The organism is Kribbella lupini, from assembly GCF_039529595.1.
Classification (GTDB): domain Bacteria; phylum Actinomycetota; class Actinomycetes; order Propionibacteriales; family Kribbellaceae; genus Kribbella; species Kribbella lupini.
Genome location: NZ_BAAANC010000001.1, coordinates 2,339,830 through 2,361,289 on the forward strand (window position 1 = coordinate 2,339,830; position 21,460 = coordinate 2,361,289).

At 68.7% G+C, this 21,460-nt stretch carries 19 protein-coding genes; 7 read left to right on the forward strand and 12 right to left on the reverse strand.

What is annotated here, in order from left to right; all coding sequences use genetic code 11:
• Nucleotides 1-22: 22 nt before the first annotated feature.
• The 5 genes from ABD235_RS10740 to ABD235_RS10760 all read left to right on the forward strand — a co-directional run bounded on the left by ABD235_RS10740 (nt 23) and on the right by ABD235_RS10760 (nt 3,606).
• The gene (locus ABD235_RS10740) at nt 23-715 is read left to right on the forward strand and encodes a GAF and ANTAR domain-containing protein (RefSeq protein ID WP_425553099.1); all 693 of its coding nucleotides are present in this window, start codon (nt 23-25) and stop codon (nt 713-715) included.
• A gap of 158 nt (nt 716-873) precedes the next feature.
• Entirely contained in the window at nt 874-1,581 is a 708-nt protein-coding gene (locus ABD235_RS10745) for an ANTAR domain-containing protein (protein ID WP_344172612.1), read from the forward strand.
• Complete coding sequence (locus ABD235_RS10750; RefSeq protein ID WP_344172614.1) at nt 1,578-2,279, forward strand: GAF and ANTAR domain-containing protein; 702 nt, start codon at nt 1,578-1,580, stop codon at nt 2,277-2,279. The genes ABD235_RS10745 and ABD235_RS10750 overlap by 4 nt, the downstream gene beginning before the upstream one ends.
• A 77-nt stretch (nt 2,280-2,356) precedes the next feature.
• Nucleotides 2,357-3,253, forward strand: a complete 897-nt coding sequence (locus ABD235_RS10755; RefSeq protein ID WP_344172616.1) for an aldo/keto reductase — start codon at nt 2,357-2,359, stop codon at nt 3,251-3,253.
• A gap of 140 nt (nt 3,254-3,393) precedes the next feature.
• Nucleotides 3,394-3,606, forward strand: coding sequence for a hypothetical protein (locus tag ABD235_RS10760; protein ID WP_344172618.1), 213 nt, complete (start codon nt 3,394-3,396; stop codon nt 3,604-3,606).
• Nucleotides 3,607-3,609: 3 nt separating this feature from the next.
• Here ABD235_RS10760 and ABD235_RS10765 read toward each other — a convergent pair whose 3' ends face one another.
• From ABD235_RS10765 to chvE, 4 genes are all read right to left on the reverse strand, one after another.
• Nucleotides 3,610-4,632 (reverse strand): LacI family DNA-binding transcriptional regulator, encoded by a 1,023-nt coding sequence (locus ABD235_RS10765; protein WP_344172620.1) that lies wholly within the window; start codon nt 4,630-4,632, stop codon nt 3,610-3,612.
• A 99-nt stretch (nt 4,633-4,731) separates the two neighbouring features.
• Nucleotides 4,732-5,982: a multiple monosaccharide ABC transporter permease gene (mmsB, locus tag ABD235_RS10770; protein ID WP_344172622.1), complete on the reverse strand. Its 1,251-nt coding sequence runs from the start codon at nt 5,980-5,982 to the stop codon at nt 4,732-4,734.
• Nucleotides 5,979-7,517: a multiple monosaccharide ABC transporter ATP-binding protein gene (mmsA, locus tag ABD235_RS10775; RefSeq protein ID WP_344172624.1), complete on the reverse strand. Its 1,539-nt coding sequence runs from the start codon at nt 7,515-7,517 to the stop codon at nt 5,979-5,981. The genes mmsB and mmsA overlap by 4 nt, the downstream gene beginning before the upstream one ends.
• Nucleotides 7,518-7,548: 31 nt before the next feature.
• Complete coding sequence (gene chvE, locus ABD235_RS10780; protein WP_344172626.1) at nt 7,549-8,688, reverse strand: multiple monosaccharide ABC transporter substrate-binding protein; 1,140 nt, start codon at nt 8,686-8,688, stop codon at nt 7,549-7,551.
• A 231-nt stretch (nt 8,689-8,919) separates the two neighbouring features.
• Between chvE and larA the strand changes: the two genes are divergently transcribed.
• Nucleotides 8,920-10,221 (forward strand): nickel-dependent lactate racemase, encoded by a 1,302-nt coding sequence (gene larA, locus ABD235_RS10785; RefSeq protein WP_344172628.1) that lies wholly within the window; start codon nt 8,920-8,922, stop codon nt 10,219-10,221.
• A gap of 3 nt (nt 10,222-10,224) precedes the next feature.
• On the opposite strand, the gene ABD235_RS10790 is transcribed toward larA, so the two are convergent.
• The 3 genes from ABD235_RS10790 to ABD235_RS10800 are packed head-to-tail and all read right to left on the reverse strand — an operon-like array spanning nt 10,225 to nt 12,632.
• Entirely contained in the window at nt 10,225-11,016 is a 792-nt protein-coding gene (locus tag ABD235_RS10790; RefSeq protein WP_344172630.1) for an MBL fold metallo-hydrolase, read from the reverse strand.
• Nucleotides 11,013-11,810, reverse strand: a complete 798-nt coding sequence (locus ABD235_RS10795; protein WP_344172632.1) for an alpha/beta hydrolase — start codon at nt 11,808-11,810, stop codon at nt 11,013-11,015. The genes ABD235_RS10790 and ABD235_RS10795 overlap by 4 nt, the downstream gene beginning before the upstream one ends.
• Before the next feature lie 27 nt (nt 11,811-11,837).
• Nucleotides 11,838-12,632, reverse strand: a complete 795-nt coding sequence (locus ABD235_RS10800; protein WP_344172635.1) for an alpha/beta fold hydrolase — start codon at nt 12,630-12,632, stop codon at nt 11,838-11,840.
• Nucleotides 12,633-12,801: 169 nt separating this feature from the next.
• Here ABD235_RS10800 and ABD235_RS10805 point away from each other — a divergent pair, with 169 nt between their 5' ends.
• Nucleotides 12,802-13,761, forward strand: a complete 960-nt coding sequence (locus tag ABD235_RS10805; RefSeq protein ID WP_344172637.1) for a helix-turn-helix domain-containing protein — start codon at nt 12,802-12,804, stop codon at nt 13,759-13,761.
• A 6-nt stretch (nt 13,762-13,767) separates the two neighbouring features.
• Here the strand turns inward: ABD235_RS10805 and ABD235_RS10810 are convergent, their stop codons facing one another.
• From ABD235_RS10810 to ABD235_RS10830, 5 genes are all read right to left on the reverse strand, one after another.
• Nucleotides 13,768-15,198: an alpha-L-fucosidase gene (locus tag ABD235_RS10810; protein ID WP_344172639.1), complete on the reverse strand. Its 1,431-nt coding sequence runs from the start codon at nt 15,196-15,198 to the stop codon at nt 13,768-13,770.
• 73 nt (nt 15,199-15,271) lie between these two features.
• Nucleotides 15,272-16,966: a type 2 periplasmic-binding domain-containing protein gene (locus tag ABD235_RS10815; protein WP_344172641.1), complete on the reverse strand. Its 1,695-nt coding sequence runs from the start codon at nt 16,964-16,966 to the stop codon at nt 15,272-15,274.
• 33 nt (nt 16,967-16,999) lie between these two features.
• Entirely contained in the window at nt 17,000-17,944 is a 945-nt protein-coding gene (locus ABD235_RS10820; RefSeq protein WP_344172643.1) for a carbohydrate ABC transporter permease, read from the reverse strand.
• On the reverse strand, nt 17,941-18,930 hold the full coding sequence (locus ABD235_RS10825) for an ABC transporter permease (protein WP_344172645.1): 990 nt from the start codon (nt 18,928-18,930) through the stop codon (nt 17,941-17,943). The genes ABD235_RS10820 and ABD235_RS10825 overlap by 4 nt, the downstream gene beginning before the upstream one ends.
• Complete coding sequence (locus ABD235_RS10830; protein WP_344172647.1) at nt 18,930-21,326, reverse strand: glycoside hydrolase family 95 protein; 2,397 nt, start codon at nt 21,324-21,326, stop codon at nt 18,930-18,932. The genes ABD235_RS10825 and ABD235_RS10830 overlap by 1 nt, the downstream gene beginning before the upstream one ends.
• Nucleotides 21,327-21,460 lie beyond the last annotated feature (134 nt).

Sequence of the window (21,460 nt, forward strand, 5' to 3'; positions counted from 1 at the left end):
CTCGGCCCCTGCTCAGGAGCCGATGGTGACCGAACTGAACATCGTGACGGTGATGAACACCGTCGCGGAGACCCTGACCTACCCGATCAAGCTGGACGAGGCCTTGGAGCAGATCACCCAGGGCGCGGCCGACACGGTCCCCGGGATCGACCACGCGAGCATCACGCTGACCACCCGTCACGGGCAGATCGAGACCCTGGCCCCGACCGACCAGGTCGCCGTCCTGCTCGACGAGCTCCAGTACGACCTCCGCGAGGGCCCGTGCCTGGACGCCGCCTTGCGCGACCCGTGGGTCCAGGTCGACGACCTCGCCGCCGACGACCGCTGGCCGGGGTACGGCGCACGTGCCGCGGACGAGTTCGGGATCCGGTCCCAGCTGGCGTTCCAGTTCCGGGCCGAGCCGCACGCGCGCGGTGCGTTGAACCTGTACGCGAACAAGGCGCACGCGATCGACATGGACACCCGGCAGGTGGGCGCGATGTTCGCCCGGCTGGCCGCGATCGCGCTCGGCTGGTCGCGGCACGACGAGACCCTCGGCCACGCGCTCGGCAGCCGCGAGCAGATCGGCCAGGCCGTCGGCATCGTGATGGAGCGCTACCAGCTCGACCCGGACCGGGCCTTCTCGTTCCTGGCCCGCACGTCCCAGACCGCGAACGTCAAGCTGCACGACGTCGCCGCCGCGCTGATCGCCGAGACCGTCACCCGGGCCCGCTGACGCCGGATCGACGGGGCGGCGCTCCGGCGCCCGACCGACGGGCGACGAGCTCCGGCGGCCGATTCGCCACGGGTACCGGCCGTGAAGGCAGGCCGTCAGGCGGTGAGCGGCCGCCGCGGGTGCCGACCGACCACCTCGAGCGACGGGACGACGAACAGATGAGCGATCTGGACCGGACGACGCTGCTCGTGCGGCTGGCGAGGCTGATCGCCGACGACGACGCGGACCGGCCGCTGGAGTCGCGTCTGTGCCACGCCTATCTGGCGATCCTGGGCGGCGACGGCGCGGCGATCACGCTGTCGTACACCAACACCGACCGGGTGACGCTCTGCACGACCGACGACCTCGCGGCCCGCCTCGAAGACCTCCAGGAGGTCCTCGGTGAAGGGCCCGGACCGACGGCCTTCCGGACCGGGGCGATCACGGTCGCGGACCTGCGGACCGATCCCGGACCGTGGCCCCTGCTCGCCGACGCCGCGCGCTCCCTTCCCGGGGCCGCTGTGCTGCACGCCGTACCGATCCGTCCCTGGGACGACGGCGTCATCGGGGTGCTGACGATCCATCAGGACGGTACCGACGTTCCTGCCGACGAGCCGGCCCAGTTCCTGGCCAACGCCATCGGCGTGGCGCTGGTCAAGGACCGGCCGGACGAGTCGACCCTCGACGACGGGCCCTGGGCAGCACGGTCCGAGGTCCACCAGGCGACCGGAATGGTGGTGGCCCAGCTCCGGGTGAGACCCGACGACGCGATCGCCCTGCTCCGGGCGCACGCCTTCTCCCACGACGTTTCGCTGTCCGCCGTAGCCCATGAGATCACCAGCCGGCGACTGAAGTTCTCCGACGACGCCGAAAGCGAGACCTCATGACCGCCTCCACCGCTTCGCAAGCGCTCGTCGACGCCGCCGCCGCGGTGGTCAGCCGGACCGACGTCGCCGACACGTTGTCCCGGCTGCTGGCCGACTGCGCCAAGTTCACCGCGGCCGACGCGATCGGCGTACTCGTCCACGACGACCACGGCGGACTCGAGATCCTCAGTGCGACCTCGCACCGTGCTGCCGAGCTCGAGCTGTACCAGCTGCAGCACGACACCGGGCCGTGCGTCGACGCGGCCCGCGATGGCGAGCCGCTGGTCGCCGACTCCGACGCCGACCTCACCGGCCGCTGGGGCGAGGTCGGCGAAGCGATCGTCGCCGCGGGCTTCCACGCCGTTCACGCGGTCCCGCTGCGTTGGCACGGTCGCCTGGTCGGAGCCCTGGGCGCGTTCCACACCGATGCCGGCACGCTCGACGACGAAGCCCGGCAGCTGACCCAGGCGTTCGCCGACCTGGCCACCCTCGCCATCGTCCAGACCCCCGACCTGACCGACCACCAGCTCCAGGAACGCGTCCGCGACGCCCTGGCCGGCCGAACCGTGATCGAACAAGCCAAAGGCGTTCTGGCCCACACCGGCAACCTCGAGATGGACGCCGCCTACCAGCACCTCGTCCGGCACGCCGCCGACCACAACACCACCCTGACCGACGCCGCCACCACGATCATCCAGCAAGCACGGCAACGCCCCTGACCACCCGCAAACAGGTACTGGCGAGAGGGGTAATGACAGGGCCTGGTCCCTGCTCGGCTCTGACGTAGCGTGAAGTCATGGCCAAGGATTCATCGGTACAGAACCTCACGTTGAACAACGGCGTCCAGATGCCCGCTCTCGGTCTCGGTGTGTTCCAGACCCCGCCGGACGAGACGCGCGCCGCGGTGACCTCGGCGCTCGAGCTCGGCTACCGGCACGTCGACACCGCGGCGGCGTACGGCAACGAGCGCGAGGTCGGGCAAGCCATCCACGACTCCGGCATCGCCCGCGACGAGTTGTTCATCGAGACCAAGGTGTGGATCAGCGACTACGGGTACGACGAGACGCTGCACGCCTTCGACAAGAGCGCCGGCAAGCTCGGCGTCGACCAGCTCGACCTGCTCATCCTCCACCAGGCGCTGCCGAGCGACTTCGACCGGACCCTCGCCGCCTACCGCGCGCTCGAGACCCTGCTGGCCGACGGCAAGGTCCGCGCCATCGGCGTCAGCAACTTCATGGTCGATCACCTCCGCGACCTGCTCGCGGCCACGACCGTGGTGCCCGCGGTCAACCAGCTGGAGATCCACCCGTACTTCCAGCAGCGCGAGGTGCAGGTCCTCGACCGCGAGCACGGCATCGTCAACCAGGCCTGGTCGCCGATCGGCGGCATCACGTTCTACCGCGACAGCGGTCACACCAGCGCCCTCGAGGACCCCGTCATCGGCGAGATCGCCCGCAGTCACGGCAAGTCGCCGGCTCAGGTGATGCTGCGCTGGGGACTCCAGTACGGCCGCTCCGTCATCCCCAAGTCGACGAAGCCCGAACGCATCGCCGAGAACCTCGACGTCTTCGACTTCGAGCTCACCGCCGACGAGCTCGCCGCGATCGACGCCCTCGAGACCGGCAAGCGCGGTGGACCGGAGCCCGAGGACATCACCCTGACGACCTTCGGGATGCCGATCCCCGAAGCCTGACCTGTCGGCAGCTGGATCGCCGCGTACAGTGGATGGTGACCGAGGGCTCCTCGGCTCGTCAGCCTGGGCGTGCCGTCTGCGGTGAACCATCAGTTGGATTCGCGGCGCAGCGTGCGCGTTTCTCGAGGGCAGGCGCTCGCGTGAGCAGCCATGACGAACCACCGAATCTCAACCGCCCGGTGATGGTGATCGCCATGGCCGAGGGCGTGCTGATCGAGCGGTACCGGCTACCGATGGAGCTGGCCCGCGCGCTGCTCCACTCCCGAGCCGTCGCCTGCGGTCTGTCCCTGAGCGAGGCGGCCAACTGGCTTCTCGCCACGAACACACTCCCCAGCCCGCATCCTGCTTCGTGAGCGCTACCCCTGCTGCCGGCGACCTGACGCCTTGACGCGCGGCGGCGGCGCCGTGGTGCTGCGGACCAAGAGCGTCGGCTGGACCGGCTCGGGCTGGACCGACGTACCGCCGATGCGGGCGAGGGCCACCTGGATGACGCGTCGCCCCAGTTCCGCGAAGTCCTGCCGCACGGTCGTCAGCGGCGGCGCGTAGTACGCCGCCTCAGGTACGTCGTCGAAGCCGACCACACTGATGTCGTCCGGGACGCGGATTCCGGCTTCGGCGAAAGCCCGGAGCAGACCCAGGGCCATCTGGTCGTTGGCGGCGAAGACGGCGGTGACCACCTCTCCCCCGCGGCGCCGTGCGATCAGCTCGCGACCGGCCAGGTAACCGGTCGGCGGCCACCAGTCGCCGTGCAGCACCCGGGGCACCACGGCGCCGGCCGCTTCGAGCTCCAGGCGCCAGCGGCGTTCCCGGGCATCGGCCTCGAGCGCGTTGGCCGGCCCCCGCAGGTGGTGGACCGTACGGTGCCCGAGCTCCAGCAGGTGCCGGGTCGCGAGTGCGGCGCCCGCCTCCTGGTCGACCCAGACCGCGCTGTCCTGCCCGCCGTCCTCGGCCTGTACGGCGATCATCGGCACCCGAGGGCTCACGTCCGGCAGCGCGCGGACGGCACCCTCGTACGTGCTCAGCGCGACGATCGCGTCGACCGACTGGGTGGCGAGCCGTTCGACGGCCTCGATCATGTCGCCCGCGGTGTCGTCGTCGAGGACCGACACGGTCAGGAAGTAGCCCGCCTCGCGCGCCGCGCGTTCCAGGCCGAGCATCGTCTGCGCCGGCCCGTACTGGCTGATGTTGGCGATCGCGAGTCCGAGCGTCCGGGACGACCCGGTCACCAGGGCCCGCGCCGCGCTGTTCGGCCGGTAGCCGAGCTCGGCGATGGCCTCCAGCACCTTCTTCCGGGTCGCCGCGGCCACGTTCGGCCGGCCGTTGATGACCCTGGAGACGGTCTGGTGCGACACGCCCGCGTGCGCGGCCACGTCCGACATGCCCAGCGAGCGGACGCCTACCACCGCGGCGCCGTCATCGCCGAGATCTGCTGCTCCCGAAACCGCAACGGGCCCCCCATGGCTGGACTCCGAACGTCGTCACCGTGATGCGCCGGCGCGACGTTTATTGTAGATGTCGAAGGCAACGGCGAGCAGCAGCACCATGCCCTTGACGATCGACTGGGTGGACTGGTCGATGCCCATCAGCTGCATCCCGTTGCTCATCACCGCCATGATCAGGCCGCCGACCATCGCCCCGACCACCGTGCCGACACCACCCGCGACGGCCGCGCCGCCGATGAAGGCCGCCGCGATGGCGTCCAGCTCGAACATGTTGCCGGCCGCCGGCTGGGCCCCGTTGGACCGCGACGAGTAGATGACCCCGGCAATCCCGGCCAGGAACCCCATGTTGACGAAGATCCAGAAGTTGACCTTGCGGACCTTCACCCCGGACAGCATCGCGGCCGGCAGGTTGCCGCCGATCGCGTAGACCTGGCGGCCGAACACGGTGTTCTTGGTCATCAACCCGTAGGCGATCACGAGCACCGCCAGGATGATCAGGACGATCGGCAGACCGCGAGCGTGCGCGAGCTGCCACGCGAAGTACATGACGACCGCGGCCACCACGACGACCCGGGTGACGAACAGCGGGAACGACTCCACCGGCTGCTCGTAGCGGATCCGCGCCAGCCGGGTGCGGAACACGCTGACGGCGTACCCGGCCACCGCGAGCCCGGCGATCAGCAGGGTGAACGCGTCGTACCCGTTCCCGCCGAGCAGGCCGTTCAGGAAGCCGCTGGCGACCTGCTGGTACTCCCCCGGGAACGGCGACAGCGAGACGTTGTCCAGGACCTGCAGCGTCACGCCGCGGAACAGCAACATGCCCGCGAGCGTCACGATGAACGCCGGCATGCCGACGTACGCGACCCAGAAGCCGTGCCATGCGCCGACCAGGCTGCCGACCGCCACGGCCGCCACCACGCCGACCCACCACGGCTGGTCCTGCTGGATCACCAGTACCGCCGACACCGCACCGGTCAGCGCGACGATCGACCCGACCGACAGGTCGATGTGACCGGCGATGATCAGGATCACCATGCCGATCGCGAGCACCAGGATGTAGGAGTACTGGAGCACGATGTTGGTGATGTTGCCCGGGCTGAGCAGCACACCGTCGGTCAGGAACGCGAACAGCGCCACGATCACGACGAAGGCGATGTAGATACCGCTCTGGCGCAGGTTGCGCCGGATCAGCGTCAGCGGATCGCTGGTGCCGACGTGCAGCGCGGCCGACGGCGCGCCCTCCGCGGCCGCGTCCCGCGGACGGGTGGACGGTTCGGTGCTGGTCATCCCGCGAACTCCTTGTCCGTCGTCATGCGTGCCATCAGCCTTTCCTGCGTCGCCTCGCCGACCGGCAGCTCACCGGTGATCCGCCCGGCCGACAGGGTGTAGATCCGGTCGCACATCCCGAGCAGCTCCGGGAGCTCCGACGAGATCAGGACCACCGCCTTGCCCTGGGCCACCAGCCGGTTGACGATCGTGTAGATCTCGTACTTCGCCCCGACGTCGATCCCGCGGGTCGGCTCGTCCAGGATCAGCACGTCCGGATCCGTGAACAGCCACTTGGACAGCACGACCTTCTGCTGGTTGCCGCCGGACAGCGTGCCGACCGGATCGAGCACGGTCCGGGTCTTGATGTTCATCTCCCGGCGTCCCTGCTCGGCGACCTTGATCTCCTCGTTGGCGTTGACCCAGCCGGCCCGGGCCAGCTTTCCCAGCGCCGCCGCGGACACGTTCGCCCGGACGTCGGCGATCAGGTTCAGCCCGTACCGCTTGCGGTCCTCGGTGGCGTAGGCGATCCCGTGGCCGATCGCCTCGGACACCGTGCGGGCGCGAACCTCCTGGCCGTGCAGGTAGAGGCGGCCGCTGACGTCACGCCCGTACGAGCGACCGAAGACACTCATCGCGAGCTCGGTCCGGCCGGCCCCCATCAGACCGGCGATCCCGACCACCTCGCCGGCTCGTACGGACAGGCCCGCACCGTCGACGACCTTGCGTTGCTGGGTCGGGTGCCACACCGTCCAGTCCTCGATCCGCAGCACCTCCTCGCCCGGCTCGGAGACCCGGTCGGGGTAGAAGCTGTCCAGGTCGCGGCCCACCATGGCGCGGATGATCCGGTCCTGGGTCGCCTCCTCGGCGCGCATGTCGAGCGTCTCGACCGTGCGCCCGTCGCGGATCACCGTCGTGGTGTCGGCGATCGCCGTGATCTCGCTCAGCTTGTGGCTGATCATGATGCAGGTGATTCCGCGGTCCCGCAGCCGCCGCAGCAGGTCGAGCAGGTGCGCGGAGTCCACGTCGTTGAGCGCGGCGGTCGGCTCGTCGAGGATCAGCAGCCGGACCTCCTTGGACAACGCCTTGGCGATCTCGACCAGCTGCTGCTTGCCGACCCCGAGCTGGATCACCGGGGAGACCGGGTTCTCGTGCAGCCCGACCGACGTCAGCAGCTCACGGGCGTCGGCGTTCGACCGGTTCCAGTCGATCAGGCCGCCGCGCCCACGGCGTTCGTTGCCCAGGAACAGGTTCTCCGCGATCGACAGGTTGGGCACCAGCGCCAGCTCCTGGTGGATGATGACGATGCCGACGGCCTCGGAGTCGCGGATCCCTCCGAAGTGCACCGGCCGGCCGTCGAACCTGATCTCGCCGTCGTAGCTGCCGGTCGGGTAGACCCCGGACAGCACCTTCATCAGCGTCGACTTTCCGGCGCCGTTCTCTCCACAGATGGCGTGGATCTCACCGCGCCGGACGCTGAGGGAGACGTCCTCGAGCGCCTTCACCCCGGGGAACCGCTTGGTGATCCCCCGCATCTCGAGCAGGACGTCGTTCACGGAGCCTCCTTCACGCACCCGGCGCGGTCGATCACTTCGCCTGACCGGCGGCGACCTCGGCGGTCGTGTAGTACCCGGAGTCGACCAGCTGCTTCTGGATGTCGTCCTTGAACACAGTCTGGATCGGCAGCAGGTACGCCGGGACGACCTTGACCCCGTTGTCGTAGGTCTTGGTGTCGTTGGACTGCGGCTGCTTCTTCTGCAGGAACGCCTCGGCGGCGTTGACCGCCTGCTCGGCCAGCAGCCGGGTGTCCTTGAAGATCGTCGAGCTCTGGACGCCGGTGTTGATCAGCTTGACCGAGGCGATCTCCGCGTCCTGACCGGTGATCACCGGCGTCGGGTTGGCGGCCGTGCCGTAGCCCGCGTTGTGCAGCGCGGTGATGATGCCGCGCGAGATGCCGTCGTACGGCGAGAGCACGCCACCGACCTTGGCCCCGTCGTTGTAGCTCGAGGTCAGCAGGTCCTCCATCCGCTTCTGCGCGGCCTCCTGCTGCCAGCGCAACGTGGCGACCTGCTCCATGCCGGTCTGCTTGGACTTGACGACCAGCGTGCCGTTGTCGAGGTACGGCTTGAGGGTCTCCATCGCGCCCTTGAAGAAGTACTGGGTGTTGTTGTCGTCCAGCGAGCCGGCGAAGATCTCGATGTTGATCGGGCCGGTCTTCGTGCCCTTCGAGCCGTCCGGCTTCTCCAGGCCGAGACCCCGCAGCAGCGCCTTGGCCTGGGCGACCCCGACCTTGTAGTTGTCGAAGCTGACGTAGAAGTCGACGTTCTTGCTGCCGCGGATCAGCCGGTCGTAGGCGACCACGGGGATCGACTTGTCGGCCGCGGCCTGCAGCTGGCTGCTCAGCGCGGTCCCGTCGATCGCGGCGATGATCAGGACGTCGGCGCCGCGGGTGATCATCTGGTCGACCTGCTGGGACTGGGTCGGGATGTCGTCGTTCGCGTACTGCAGGTCGACCTTGTAGCCCTTGGCCTCGAGCTTCTCCTTGACCGCCTTGCCGTCCGCGATCCACCGTTCCGACGTCTGGGTCGGCATCGAGACCCCGATGGTCAGGTCGGCCGGCTTGTCCGCGGCGGTGTCGGTGGCACCACCCGCTCCCTCTCCACCGCACGCACCGAGGCCGAGCACCAGTAGGGCGCCACTCAGAACCGCCACAAGCTTGCTCTTCACGAACCGTTCCCCTCCGGGAGAGGTGTCACTCCCGCATCTCAGACCCCGCACGACTGTTGGCGGTCACAGTGTTAGCGTTAACACATAGGCCGTCAAGACATCGGCCGGGCATCCCGGCGTCACGGTCCCGTAACGAGAATTTTCGAAGTCCAGCTGGACATCCATTGCCGGAAGAGGCTTCGGTGATGGCGAGTGATTCTTGAGCGCGTTAACAATTGTAGGATGCCGGGTATGAACCGGAGTGACGAGATGCGGACCGAGACCCGGCTGGCGTACGGCGAGACAGGGCTGTCGCTGACCTTCGATCCGGAGGTCACGACGATCGTCGAACCCGTCCACAGCGCGGCCGCCCCCGACCAGGTCGAGGCCATCCGGACGGCGCTGCGCGAGCCCGTGGCCGGCCCGCCGTTGCGCGACCGCGTCCGGCCGGGGCAGACGGTGGCGATCTCCGCCTGCGACGGCACCCGGCCGCAGCCCCGGCACCTGATGATCCCGGCCGTCATCGACGAGCTCGACGGGATCATCGACCTGGACGACATCGTCATCCTCGTTGCCACCGGCACCCATCGGGGGAACACCGAGGACGAGCTGCGGCAGATGTTCGGCGACCAGGTCGTCGACTCGGTGCGCATCGTGAACCACGACGCCAGGGACTCCGCCCAGCTGGTGTGGCGGGGTACGCACGGCAACGGCGTACCGGTCTGGCTGAACCGTGAGTGGAGCGAAGCCGACGTCCACATCACCACCGGCTTCGTCGAGCCACACTTCTTCGCGGGTTTCTCGGGCGGCCCGAAGCTGGTCGCGCCCGGGCTCGCCGGCCTGGACACCGTCCTCGTCCTGCACGACGCGGCGCGGATCGGTCACGCCCGGGCGACCTGGGGTGTCACGCAGGGCAACCCGGTGCACGACGACGTCCGGGCGATCGCCACGGCGACCGGAGTGACCTTTGCGCTGGACGTCGTGCTGAACCGGGACCAGGACGTCGTCGCGGCCTTCGGCGGGGACCTGCTGCCGATGCACGCGGCCGCGGCGTCGTTCGCGCAGCAGATCGCGATGCGCCCGGTCGACCGGCTCTTCGACGTCGTCGTCACCACGAACTCCGGCTTCCCGCTCGACCAGAACCTGTACCAGGCGGTGAAGGGCATGTCGGCCGCCTACCAGGTCGTCCGCCCGGGCGGGACGATCATCTGCGCGGCCGAGTGCCGCGACGGCTTCCCGGACCACGGCCTGTACCGCAAGGCGCTCGAGTCGGCCGAATCCCCCCAAGCGCTGCTGGCCGAGATCGCCGCGCGGTCCGAAACCGTCCCGGACCAGTGGCAGATCCAGATCCAGGCCAAGATCCAGTCCGCCAATCGAGTGGTCATGCACACCGGTTTCCTGAGCGACACCGACCTCGCCGCCGCGCACCTCGAACAGACCCACGACATCTCGGCCACCGCGGCCCAGGCCCTCGCCGAGGCCGGCCCGGGCGCGACGATGTGCGTCCTTCCCGAAGGACCGCAGACCATTCCGTACCTGGCGGAAGGGCAATAGGTCTCAGACGGTCAGCGTCTTGGCGACTCCGAGCGTGAGCCAGGTCAGGCTGTCACGCACGGCCGCCGGTGCGGCGCCGAAGGCCTGCTCGATGGTGTCGCGGCCTTGCGTGAAATGGCGCCAGCCCTCGTAGTGCACCGGGACAACAGTGTGCGGGCGAACGAGTTCGCAGAGCTCGACGCCCTCGGCGCCGGACATGGTGTAGCGGATCGGGCCGGTGACACCGAACTGGACCGCGCCGAGGTGCAGCACCAGCGTGCCGACGTCGAACCGCTCACCGACACGCCGCACCCCGTCGTACAGGACGGTGTCGCCGGAGATCCACAAGACGCCGTGCTCCTGGCCCTCCCAGCGCAGAGCGAAGCCGGTGACCTCTCCGGTGATCGCGCGACTGAGCGGGGGTCCGTGACGGCACGGCGTCGCGGTGATCTCCAGCGCCGGCCGGTCAGGGCCACGCAGCGTATAGGCCGACCACGGCGCCAGACCGATCGCGTTGCCGCCGAGCCGGCGTGCGCCGGCGACGGTCGTCACGACGACGCCGGCGCTCGGCAGCAGCGCGCGGCCGGCGTCGTCCAGGTTGTCGCCGTGGTGGTCGTGAGTGAGCAGTACGGCGTCGATCGGCGGCAGGTCCTCGACCGCGACCGCGGGACCGGCCTCCTTGTGGGAGGCCGAGCCCCAGCCGAAGGTGTAGCGGCGTCCGGGCGGGTCGAAGGTCGGGTCCGTGAGCAGCCGCCAGCCGTCGACCTCGATCAGCGTGGTCGGGCCGCCGATGTGCGTGATCCGGGCGACGCTCACGGACGGGCGTGGGCGAGCGCCCAGTCGAGCACCTCGTCGGCGATCTGCTGCCAGCCGTCCTGCGCGGGCAGCAGGTGCGCGTAGCCGTCGTACTGCTTGTGCTCGGTGACCGTGTCCGACTTGTAGTGCTTGGCGTTCGAGCGCTGCACCTCCGGCGGCATGATGTGGTCCTCGGAGCCGGAGACGAACAGCAGTGGCGCCCGGTCGTCGTTGTGGTAGTCGACCCAGGTGTCCTGGTGGCCGGGCTGGAAATTCGCGAGCACGCTCCCCCACAGGATGCCGCCGTTGGCGGGGATCGCGTACCGCTCGTACAGCGCGCGGGCGTCGGCGTCGGTGAACGTGTTGGTGAACGCGTACTTCCACTCCTCGAACGTCAGCGGGACCGTCTTGTGCCGGTTGCCCGGGTTCTTCAGGACGGGGAACGTCGACTTCACCTGCGACAGCGGTACGACGCGCACGCCTTCCGTGGGTGCGGAGTTCATCGCCACCCCCGCCGCGCCGAAGCCGTGGTCGAGCAGGATCTGGGTGAAGGCACCGCCGGCGGAGTGACCAATGATGATCGGCGGCGCCGCCAGTGCGCCGACGACCGACTCCAGGTGCTCGATGATCTGCGGCACGGTCACCTTCAGGATCGGCGTCGGGTCGGCGTTGAGCGCCTCGACCTCCACCTCGAAGCCCGGGTACCCCGGCGCGAGCACCGTGAACCCGCGCTGCTCGTAGTGCGTGATCCAGTGTTCCCAGCTGCGCGGCGTGACCCAGAAGCCGTGCACCAGGACGATGGTGTCAGGAGCCATGAGCGTTTCCTTTGCGTACGACGGGTGTCAGGACGTCTTGCGGACAGCGGTGAGGATCAGGTCGGTCGTCGCCTCGGGCTCGGAGATCATCGCGACGTGCGACGCCGCCACCTGGACCGTGCGAGCTCCGGCGCGCTGCGCCATGAACCGTTGCGCCGCGGCCGGAATGACCTGGTCGTCCTTGGCGATCAGCGTCCAGGACGGAATCGTCTTCCACGCCGGTACGCCGGACGGCTGCCCGAGCGTGGCGACGTCGGCGGGCCGCTGGCTGACCGCCATCGCCGCCGCCGTCGCCCGCGGAACGTCGGCGGCGAAGACCTCCCGGAACAGCGACAGCTTGATGTAGCCGTCTACGCCACCAGGATGCGGCCGGAAGTCCAGCGCCGCCTCCCCCAACTGGCTCCCCGGGAACAGGGCCGACAGTCCGCCGACGGTCTCGCCGGCGTCCGGCGCGAAGGCGGCGATGTAGACCAGCGCCTTGACGTTCGGGTTGCCCGTGGCGGCGTTGGTGAGCACGAAGCCGCCGTACGAGTGCCCCACCAGGACGATCGGGCCCTGCACGGTGGCCAGCACGCTGCGCAGGTACGCGCTGTCGAAGTCCACGCCACGCAGCGGGTTGGCCGGTGCCAGCACCGGATATCCCTTGCGCTGCAGGCTGCGCGCCACGTCGTCCCAGCCGGACGCGTCGGCGAACGCGCCGTGCACCAGGACGACAGTCGGTTTGGGGCGGTGCTCGCCCACGGCGGTCGCCGACCCGGCGACGCCGAAGATCAGGGCGATCGCCAGCAGGAGATGGGCAACGGGCCACTTACGCAGGATCATGGTCGGTCCTCGGAGTCGGTCGAGCGCAACGGGGGACGGCGATCGCATCAGTGGGGCGCCTGCTGGCCGAAAACCTAGCCTCCCGCCCGCGGCCCGCCCTAGGATGTGGGTGCACGAGGCTGGGCCCTCGGTGCACACTTCCCGGGGGCGGGAACGGGAGGGGGCTGGCGTGGCTGTTCTGCTCGACACCGCCGCGCTGCCGCACCAGGACCGCGCGGAGGCCTTCTACGCCGCGATGATGTCGGCGAGCGTGCCCTCGCGCGTGGAGCACGAGGTCCCCGACGGCGAGGTGTACGCACGGATGGACTTCTGGCAGCTCGGTGCGCCGGACCTCTTCCGCAGCGAGGGTTCGGGCATCCGGCTGGTGCGAACGCCGAAGCACGTCAGGATCGGTGCGCCCGAACGGCTCGCGCTCGCCGTCCAGGTGATCGGAACCGGCAGGTTCAGTCAGGCGAACGCCCAGCAACGGGTCGGCACCGGCGAGCTGATGCTGGTCGACCTGACCACGCCGTACGACTTCGCCTGGCGAGGCGTCGGCGCGTCCCAGGCGTTCCAGATCGACTACGCCGACCTCGGACTGAGCGTCGAGACCGTCCGTACGGCGGCTCAGCGGCTGCCCAGCAGTCCCCTGTACGACCTGGTGCTGCACCACCTCACGGTCCTGTCGACCGTCAGCGACGCGCTCCAGGGATCCAGCGCGGCCGCCATGCTCGGTGAGGCCACCACCCGGCTCGTCCGCGCTCTGCTGACGTCGGCCGCCGAGGACACCCGGCACGACGTACCGGCGATGACCGACGTGCTGTTCACCCGGATCACCTGGTACGCCCGCCGGCACCTCGCCGATCCCGAGCTCAGCCCGGCCCGGATCGCGGCCGAGCACAACATCTCGCTGCGCTACCTCTACAAGCTGTTCGCCAGGCACCACCTGAGCTTCGAGCAGTGGCTGATCGCCGAGCGGCTCGCCGCCGCCCGGCGGCAGCTCGCCGCACCCGAGAGCCGGCACCGCCCGATCGCGTCGATCGCCGCCCAGTGGGGGTTCCTCGATCCCGGCCACTTCGCCCGGCGCTTCCGGATGGCCCACGGCATGACACCGCAGGAGTGGCGCCGTCAGCAGGCCACCCCGGAGTAGGGAGCCTCAGGCCAGGGTGATGGCCAGGCAGTTCGCCACCTCCAGCGGAGCGGTGTCGGGCAGCCGAACCGTCAGTACGCCGTACGACTGCTCGAACGGCACCGGGCCGTGGCCGAGCAGCCGGACCTCCGTCACGGTCTCGTGGTCGACGAGGCTCCGGATCACCGACCGGCCGTCGGCGGGCCAGGCCAGCTGGAACGCGTACAGGGTGTTGCCGCGGCGGGTGAAGCGGAAGTCGGCGCTGGTCCAGCTGACCCGGTCCTCGGTGAATCCCTTGACGACCACGCTCGACGTTCCCTCGCCGGACACCCGGAACGGCCGGGTCCCGTAGATCCCTTCACCGCAGACCCGCATCCAGGCGCCGACGTCCTCGAGCAGCTGCTCGCACTCGCTGTCGATCGTGCCGTCGGGGAGTTGCGGCACGTTCAGCAACAGGTTGCCGTTCTTGGACACGATGTCGACCAGCAGCTCGACCACGTGGCCGGCGGTCTTGTAGACGTCGCGGACGTTGTAGAACCAGTCGCCGACCGAGGTGTCGGTCTGCCACGGCGTGGGATGGATGGCCCGGGTCTGGCTCCGCTCGATGTCCATCACGCCGACCGCGCTCACCTCGGGCCGGCGGTCCTTCTGCTGGTACACCGCACGACTCGCGCCGTGAACCTTCGCGCTGGTGTTGTAGAGATGCGCGACCGCCCGCAGACCGGGGCCGTAGTCGGCCTCGCCGAACGGCAGCGGGCCGTCGGTGTACAACAGGTCCGGCTGGTACTTGTCGATCATCTCGGTCACGGCCGCGAGCCAGTACTCGTGCCACGCGGGTTCGGTGGCGTACCAGGGGTCCGGCACGTCGACGTCCTCCGCGGGCAGGTACTCGCTGTTGTCGAGGTACAGGTCCTGGTACGCCGGATCCGTCCCGTCGTACGGCACCCCGGCGTACCGGCCGAACCGGTCGGCGCCCTTGTTGACGGCCGTCCAGCTGAACGTGGCTCCGAGATGTTCGGTCAGCCCGAACGGCAGCCCGCGGTCGTCCGCGGCCGCCTTCCACAGCGCGACGATGTCCTTGCCCGGCCCCATCCGCACCGAGTTCCAGCGGTTGACGTCCGACGCGTAGTTGAAGAAGTGGTCGTGGTGCGCGGCCTGGGCCACGAAGTACTTGGCGCCCGCGGCCACGAACCGGTCCATCAGTTCGTGCGGGTCGAACCGTTCGGCCCGCCAGAGCCGAACCAGGTCCTTGTAGCCGAACTCCGACGGGTGCCCGTAGGTCCGCAGGTGGTACCGGTACTGGTCACTGCCTTCGCGGTACATGTTGCGCGCGTACCAGTCGCCGTACCGGGGCACCGACTGCGCACCCCAGTGCGACCAGATGCCGAACTTCGCGTCGCGGAACCAGTCCGGGCACTCGAAGGCGGTCAGGGACTCGAAGCTCGCGTCGAACGGCACAGGCTGCTCCTCGAAACGGTGGACAGGGCTCCGGACCGGCCGTTCACCAATCGGCCGGTCCGGAGGGGGTGGGTTACTTGGTGGGGACCTTGTCGTACGCGGTCTGCTGGATCTCCAGGTAGCGCTTCAGCCCGAGACCCTCGAGTCCCTTGACGTAGGCGTCCCAGTCGCTGTCGATGTTCTTCGAACCGGTGACGAACTGCAGCGAGTTCTGCTGGATGTAGTTCTCGAGGTTGGTCTGCAGGGTCGCCACCTCACTGGCCAGCGACGGGTCGATCCACACCTTCCAGAACGGGTAGATCTGCGCCTTGTCCTCCTTGCCGGCGTACAGCTTGGTGGCCTCGAACAGCTTGCGCTCGTACCCGGGCTGCGAGTGGATGTCGGTGTCGATCACCTCGGAGTTCCGGAACTTCGCGGCGTTGTTGTACTGCGCCAGCGGGCCCCACCCGGAGTTCCGCGGCTTCGAGCCGGGCTTCAGCGGGATCTGCTTGAAGCTCGGCTTCAGCGACTTGTCGAGCGCCACGTCACCGGGAGCGGGGTTGACCCAGGCCTTGCCCTCGGAACCGAACTGCCCGTTCTTCTGGCCCTCGTCGGTGAAGATGTAGTCGAGCATCTTGATCGCCTGGATCTGCTTCTCCGGTGTGGCCTTCGACGTCAGGACGAACGTGGCGCCGGGAATGCTGGGGAAGACGTAGCCGGCGTAGTTCGCGCCACCCGGACCGGTCAGCGGCGGTACCGCGTCGTACTGCTTGTCCCGCCCGTCCGCCGAACCGACGGTGACGAAGATGCCCGAGTGCATGACGGTGCCCCCACCGAGGATGACGGAGCCGCCGTGGTTGCCCTCCTGCTGCATCGCGTCCGGGTTCTGCGTGAAGGCGCCCTTGTCGATCAGGCCTTCCTTGTAGAGCGAGTTGATGTACCGCAGGCCTTCGCGCCAGCCGTCCTTGTTCGCCTGGACGTCGACCTTGCCGTTGTTGAGAACCAGTGTGGTGTTGTTGCCGCCGCTGTTGTTCTGCCCCTGCGGGTCGTAGATGAAGGCGTTCATGAAGTACGGGATGAGGTTGTCGCGGACGTTCGCGCTGATCGGGATCTCGTCGGCCTTGCCGTTGCCGTTCGGGTCCTGGGTCTTGAACGCCTGGAGCACCTTCCGCATGTCCTCGGTGGTCTTCGGCTGCTCCAGGCCCAGCTTCTTCAGCCACGCCGAGTTCAGCCACAGCTTGTCCGGGTACGAGCAGTGGAAGCAGTCCACCCACTGCGGCATCCCGTAGATCTTTCCGTCCGGCGCGGTCGCCATCGCCTTCCACTCCGGCGTGGAGTCCAGCGCCTTCTTGATGTTCGGCGCGTACTGGTCGATCAGGTCGTTCAGCGGTACGACGACACCCTGATTTCCCAGCTTCAGCAGGTCCGCCGTCGTGAACTGGTCGACCCAGGGGATCAGCAGGTACAGATCGGGGTAGTCGCCGCTGGCCAGCGAGATCTGCCGCTTTTCCTTCGCGGGACCGCCGTCGTACGTGGTGGTCTGCCACTTGAGGGTGAGGTTGAGCTTCTGTTTCACCAGCTTGGTGAAATCGCTCGTGGCGAGGTTCTGGTCGGCCGACTGCGGCGCGAACACGTTCAGCGTGACATCGGGATTCCCGGTGATCGTCGGCAGCGGCTTGCCCTGCGCGTCGTCACCCGAGCCTTGCCCGGAGCAGGCCGCGAGCACGAGCGCCAGGAGGCTCAGGCCGGCAACCGCGGCCTGCCTCCTCCTTCTGAACTGTACAGACATAAGTCCCTCACAGGGTCGAGGTGGTGCGGAGGATCAGCCCTTCACGGCGCCGATCAGGATTCCCTTGGTGAAATAGCGGGCGACGAACGGGTAGATCAGCAGCACCGGCACGCTCGCGACCACGATCAGCGAGTACTTGAGCAGGTCGGCGAGCTGCTGACGCTGGATGACGACGGACGCGTCGACGGCGCCGCCACCGGTCGTGTTGAGGATCAGGATGTTCCGCAGGACCAGCTGGAGCGGGAACAGGTCCGGGTTCTTCAGGTAGATCAGCGCGTCGAAGTACGAGTTCCACTGCAGGATCGCGTACATCAGCGCCACCACCGCGATCATCGGCTTGGCCAGCGGGATCACCACCGACCACAGGAACCGCAGGTCCCCGCAGCCGTCGATGTCGGCGGCCTCCACCAGTTCCTGCGGGATCGCGGTCCGGAAGTAGGTCCGCGCGATGATCACCTGCCAGACCCCGATCGCCTGCGGGATGATCAACGCCCACCGGGTGTCCAGCAGACCGACCGACTGCACCACCAGGTAGGTCGGTACCAGCCCGCCGGTGAACAGCATCGTGAACAGGATCAGGCTCATCACGACGTTGCGGCCGACCAGCGTGTGGCGCGACATCGGGTAGGCGATCGCGATCGTCATGGTGACGCTGACGATCGTGCCGACCACCGTGTAGAACAACGAGTTCACGTACCCCTGCACGACCTGCGGGTTCTCGAACACCGCGTGGTACCCGCGCAGCGAGAAGTCCACCGGCCAGAACAGCACCCGGCCGCCCGACACCGCCTCCGGACTGCTGAACGAGCTGGCCAGGATGTAGAGCAGCGGCATCAGCACGACCAGGCCGAACACCACCAGCAGCAGGTAGACGCAGAACATGAAGATGCGGTCGGTCCGCGGCTCGCGGATCCGGCGGGCGCGCGCCGCCCGGCGCTCGGCCCTGGTCAGGGTCCTTGGCTCAGTCACAGTGGTCATGACCACAATCCGTTCCCGGTGATCCGCTTGGCGATCATGTTCACGAGCAGCAGCAGGACCAGGTTGATCACCGAGTTGAACAGCCCCACCGCGGTCGCCATGCTGAAGTCGGCGTTGAGCAGACCGGTCTTGTACACGTAGGTCGCGATGATCTCCGACTGGCTCAGGTTCAACGGGTTCTGGAACAGGAAGGCCTTCTCGAACCCGATGGCCATGATGTTGCCGACGGCAAGCACCAGGATGATCACCGCGGTCGGCATGATCCCGGGCAGGTCGACGTGCCAGATCCGCCGCAGCCGGCCGGCGCCGTCGACCCGGGCCGCCTCGTGCAGCGCCGGGTCGATCCCGGCCAGCGCCGCCAGGTAGATCACCGCGGAGTACCCGGTGGTCTGCCAGACGTCGGACCAGACGTAGATGTGCCGGAAGTAGTCGGGATTTCCCAGGAAGTCGACGGACGGTACGCCGAAGAAGCCGAGGCCCTCGTTGACGATGCCCAACCGCGGCGACAGCACCAGGATCGTCATCGACACCACCACGACGGTGGAGATGAAGTACGGCGCGTAGGTGACCAGCTGCACGGTCTTCTTGAACAGTCCGGTGCGCACCTCGTTCAGCGCCAGGGCCAGGATGATGGCGAGCGGGAAGCTGGCCCCGACGGTGTAGACCGACAGCACGAAGGTGTTCTTCACCAGGGTCCAGAACACCGGGTTGCTGAAGAAGGCGTCGAAGTTCTGCCAGCCGACCCACGGGCTCGCCCAGATGCCCTTGATCACGTTGTAGTTCTTGAACGCCAGCACGGAGTTCGACATCGGGATGTACTTGAAGACGACGAACCACACCAGCGGCACGACCATCAACAGGTACAGGGTCCAGTGCCGTCCGAGACTTCGCCGGAACCTCTTGATCCCCACGCGTTCCCGGCGCCGTCGTCTCCGCCGCTCCGGAAGCTCGCCGGCCGGTGGCCGTACGGTCGTCAGCGTTGCCATCAGACCTCCTCGTCCTGGCGGAGCGCCGCGTTCACCCGGAGCGCGACTCCGGCGGTCAGCCGCACCTCGATGCGTTCCGCGCCGAGCCGGACGACGCGCTCCTGGTCCCGGTCGGCGGTGAGAACGGCCTCCACGCCGTACGGCGTCCAGGCGAGGTCGACCGTGACGGCTCCGCGCGCCCTGAGTCCGGACACCCGCCCGCTGGCCCACTCGGCCGGCAGCGCGGGCAGCAGCTCGATCTCGCCGGTGTGGCTCTGCAGCAACATCTCGGCGATCCCGGCGGTCGCGCCGTAGTTGCCGTCGATCTGGAACGGCGGGTGGGCGCAGAACAGGTTCGGGTAGACACCGGCGCCGCTCCCGGGCCGGCCGGTCGCCGTGTCGTCGGCCGGGCTGAGGAACGCCCGGACCAGCCGGTGCGCCGCTTCCGCATCGCGCAGCCGCGCCCGCAGGCAGATCTTCCAGGCCAGCGACCAGCCCGTCGCTTCGTCACCCCGCAGGTCCAGGGTTCTGGCCGCCGCGGCAGCGAGCTCGGGTGTGCCGTCCGGTGTGATCGCGGAGTCGGGGTGCAGACCGATCAGGTGCGACATGTGGCGGTGATGCGGATCTTCCTCGGGCAGGTCGGCGGCCCACTCCTGCAGCTGCCCCTGCGCGCCGATGGGCGGATCGGGCAGCCGCTTGCGGGCCATGGTGAGTTCGCCGACCAGCGGGTCGACCACGTCGAGCAGTTCGGCCGCCTGCTCGACCCGGAGGAAGAGGTCCGAGATGAGCGCGAGGTCCATCGTCGACGACACCGTGACGGAGGCCGGTTGGCCGTCGTCGGCGAGGTAGTCGTTCTCGGGCGAGGTCGACGGCGCCGTACCGAGACTGCCGTCGGGCAGCTCGACCAGCCAGTCGATGCAGAACTCCGCCGCGCCCCGCAGTACCGGCCAGGAGTCGCCGAGGAACTCCAGGTCGCCGGTGAACTCGTAGTGGTCCCACAGGTGCCGGGCCAGCCAGGCGCCGGCCATCGGCCAGTTCGACCAGCGGGGATCACCTTCGACGGGGAACGACCAGCACCAGGCGTCGGCGTTGTGGTGCGCGGTCCAGCCGCCGCAGCCGTAACGCTCCTGGGCGGTCCGGCGGCCGGCCCGCGCGAGGTCACCGACGTACCGCAGCAAGGGTTCGTGGCACTCGGACAGATTGGTGGTCTCGGCCGGCCAGTAGTTCATCTCGGTGTTGATGTTGATCGTGAAGTTGGAGCTCCACGGCGGCCGCAGGATGTCGTTCCAGATTCCCTGCAGCGTGGTCGGCAGCCCGCCGGGTCGCGAGCCCGCGACCATCAGGTAGCGCCCGTAGTTGAAGGCGAGTGCGGCCAGCGCCGGGTCGTCGACCTGGGAAGTCCGTTCGATCCGGACATCGGTCGGCAGCGCGGACTCCTCCGCCGGCCCCTCCAGCTCGAGCGACGCACGGCGGAACAACTTTCGGTGGTCCTGCTGATGATCGGCCAGCAGTACGTCGTACTCACGCTCCAGCGCCGCGCGCACGATCCGGTCCGCGTTCGACCAGCACTCGTGCCCGGTCCGCGTCGGCGCGACGAACGGACCGTCGTACCCGGTCGCCGTGGACAGCACCACGGTGATCTGGGTCGCGCCCTCCACGACCAGCTCGCCTTCGCTCGCGCGAATCTGGCCGTCGCTCCTTACTCGCAAGGCGATCGCGCCCTCCATGCCGCGGTCGTCACCGTCGGAGTACCGCACGGGCTCCGGCACCTGGCGATGCGGCGGTGCAACGTCGGCGGGCGTCTGCACGAACAGGCCGAGCCCGTCCTCCACCGCGTACGGCGTTGACGGCAACTGCGACGTCAAGCGGCAGCCCAGACCGAGAACGGGCTCCGACGCGGTCAACCGCTGAACGAGGACGCCGTCCGGCGCGCTGACGAACACCTCCTGCCGGACCGCCACTCCCCCGTACTCGTACTGCGTCGTGGCGATCGCGCCGTCGAGATCGAGCTCCCTCCGGTAACCCGCAACCTCTTCAGCCACAGGGATCCGGCCGTCGACGCGGGTTTCGAGCAGGAGATCGCCCAGCGGCAGGAATGCCTGGCAGTAACCGGAATGAAAACCGCCTGCCAACTCGTGCGCCCGGCGAACATCGCCCGCCGTCAGCGCGTCCCGCACAGCCTGTACGGCGTCCGCACCGGTCGCACCGAGCGGAACCGACAGCAGGCGGGCGGTTTCGGGGCCTCCCGACCACAACGTCTCGTCGTTCAGCCCGATCCGATCACTGCCGACGCCTCCGGAACACATCGCGCCGATCCGCCCGTTGCCGACCGGCAACGCCTCCAGCCAGGTTCCGGCGGGCCGGTCGTACAGCAACCTTCGCGCACCGGCGGGATTCGAGCTCTTCAGGTCGCCCATGTCAGAGCCTTCCGAGACGAGTGAATTATTAATCCCATGAATTGCCGGGATCGTAGCGCCGCGCACGCTCCTGGTCCATACTTGGTTGCCATCAAGGCAGATAAAGATGCCATCAATTGATCGTGAGGGGTCCG

What these genes read in the sequence shown, in the direction of transcription:
- ABD235_RS10755 (WP_344172616.1), top strand. Translation starts at nt 2,357, where the DNA reads ATGGCCAAGGATTCATCGGTACAGAACCTCACGTTGAACAACGGCGTC.
- ABD235_RS10765 (WP_344172620.1), bottom strand. Translation starts at nt 4,632, where the DNA reads ATGTCGGACGTGGCCGCGCACGCGGGCGTGTCGCACCAGACCGTCTCC.
- ABD235_RS10830 (WP_344172647.1), bottom strand. Translation starts at nt 21,326, where the DNA reads ATGGGCGACCTGAAGAGCTCGAATCCCGCCGGTGCGCGAAGGTTGCTG.
- ABD235_RS10745 (WP_344172612.1), top strand. Translation starts at nt 874, where the DNA reads ATGAGCGATCTGGACCGGACGACGCTGCTCGTGCGGCTGGCGAGGCTG.
- ABD235_RS10825 (WP_344172645.1), bottom strand. Translation starts at nt 18,930, where the DNA reads ATGGCAACGCTGACGACCGTACGGCCACCGGCCGGCGAGCTTCCGGAG.
- ABD235_RS10795 (WP_344172632.1), bottom strand. Translation starts at nt 11,810, where the DNA reads ATGGCTCCTGACACCATCGTCCTGGTGCACGGCTTCTGGGTCACGCCG.
- mmsB (WP_344172622.1), bottom strand. Translation starts at nt 5,982, where the DNA reads ATGACCAGCACCGAACCGTCCACCCGTCCGCGGGACGCGGCCGCGGAG.
- larA (WP_344172628.1), top strand. Translation starts at nt 8,920, where the DNA reads ATGAACCGGAGTGACGAGATGCGGACCGAGACCCGGCTGGCGTACGGC.
- ABD235_RS10800 (WP_344172635.1), bottom strand. Translation starts at nt 12,632, where the DNA reads ATGATCCTGCGTAAGTGGCCCGTTGCCCATCTCCTGCTGGCGATCGCC.
- ABD235_RS10820 (WP_344172643.1), bottom strand. Translation starts at nt 17,944, where the DNA reads ATGACCACTGTGACTGAGCCAAGGACCCTGACCAGGGCCGAGCGCCGG.
- ABD235_RS10740 (WP_425553099.1), top strand. Translation starts at nt 23, where the DNA reads ATGGTGACCGAACTGAACATCGTGACGGTGATGAACACCGTCGCGGAG.
- ABD235_RS10815 (WP_344172641.1), bottom strand. Translation starts at nt 16,966, where the DNA reads ATGTCTGTACAGTTCAGAAGGAGGAGGCAGGCCGCGGTTGCCGGCCTG.
- ABD235_RS10750 (WP_344172614.1), top strand. Translation starts at nt 1,578, where the DNA reads ATGACCGCCTCCACCGCTTCGCAAGCGCTCGTCGACGCCGCCGCCGCG.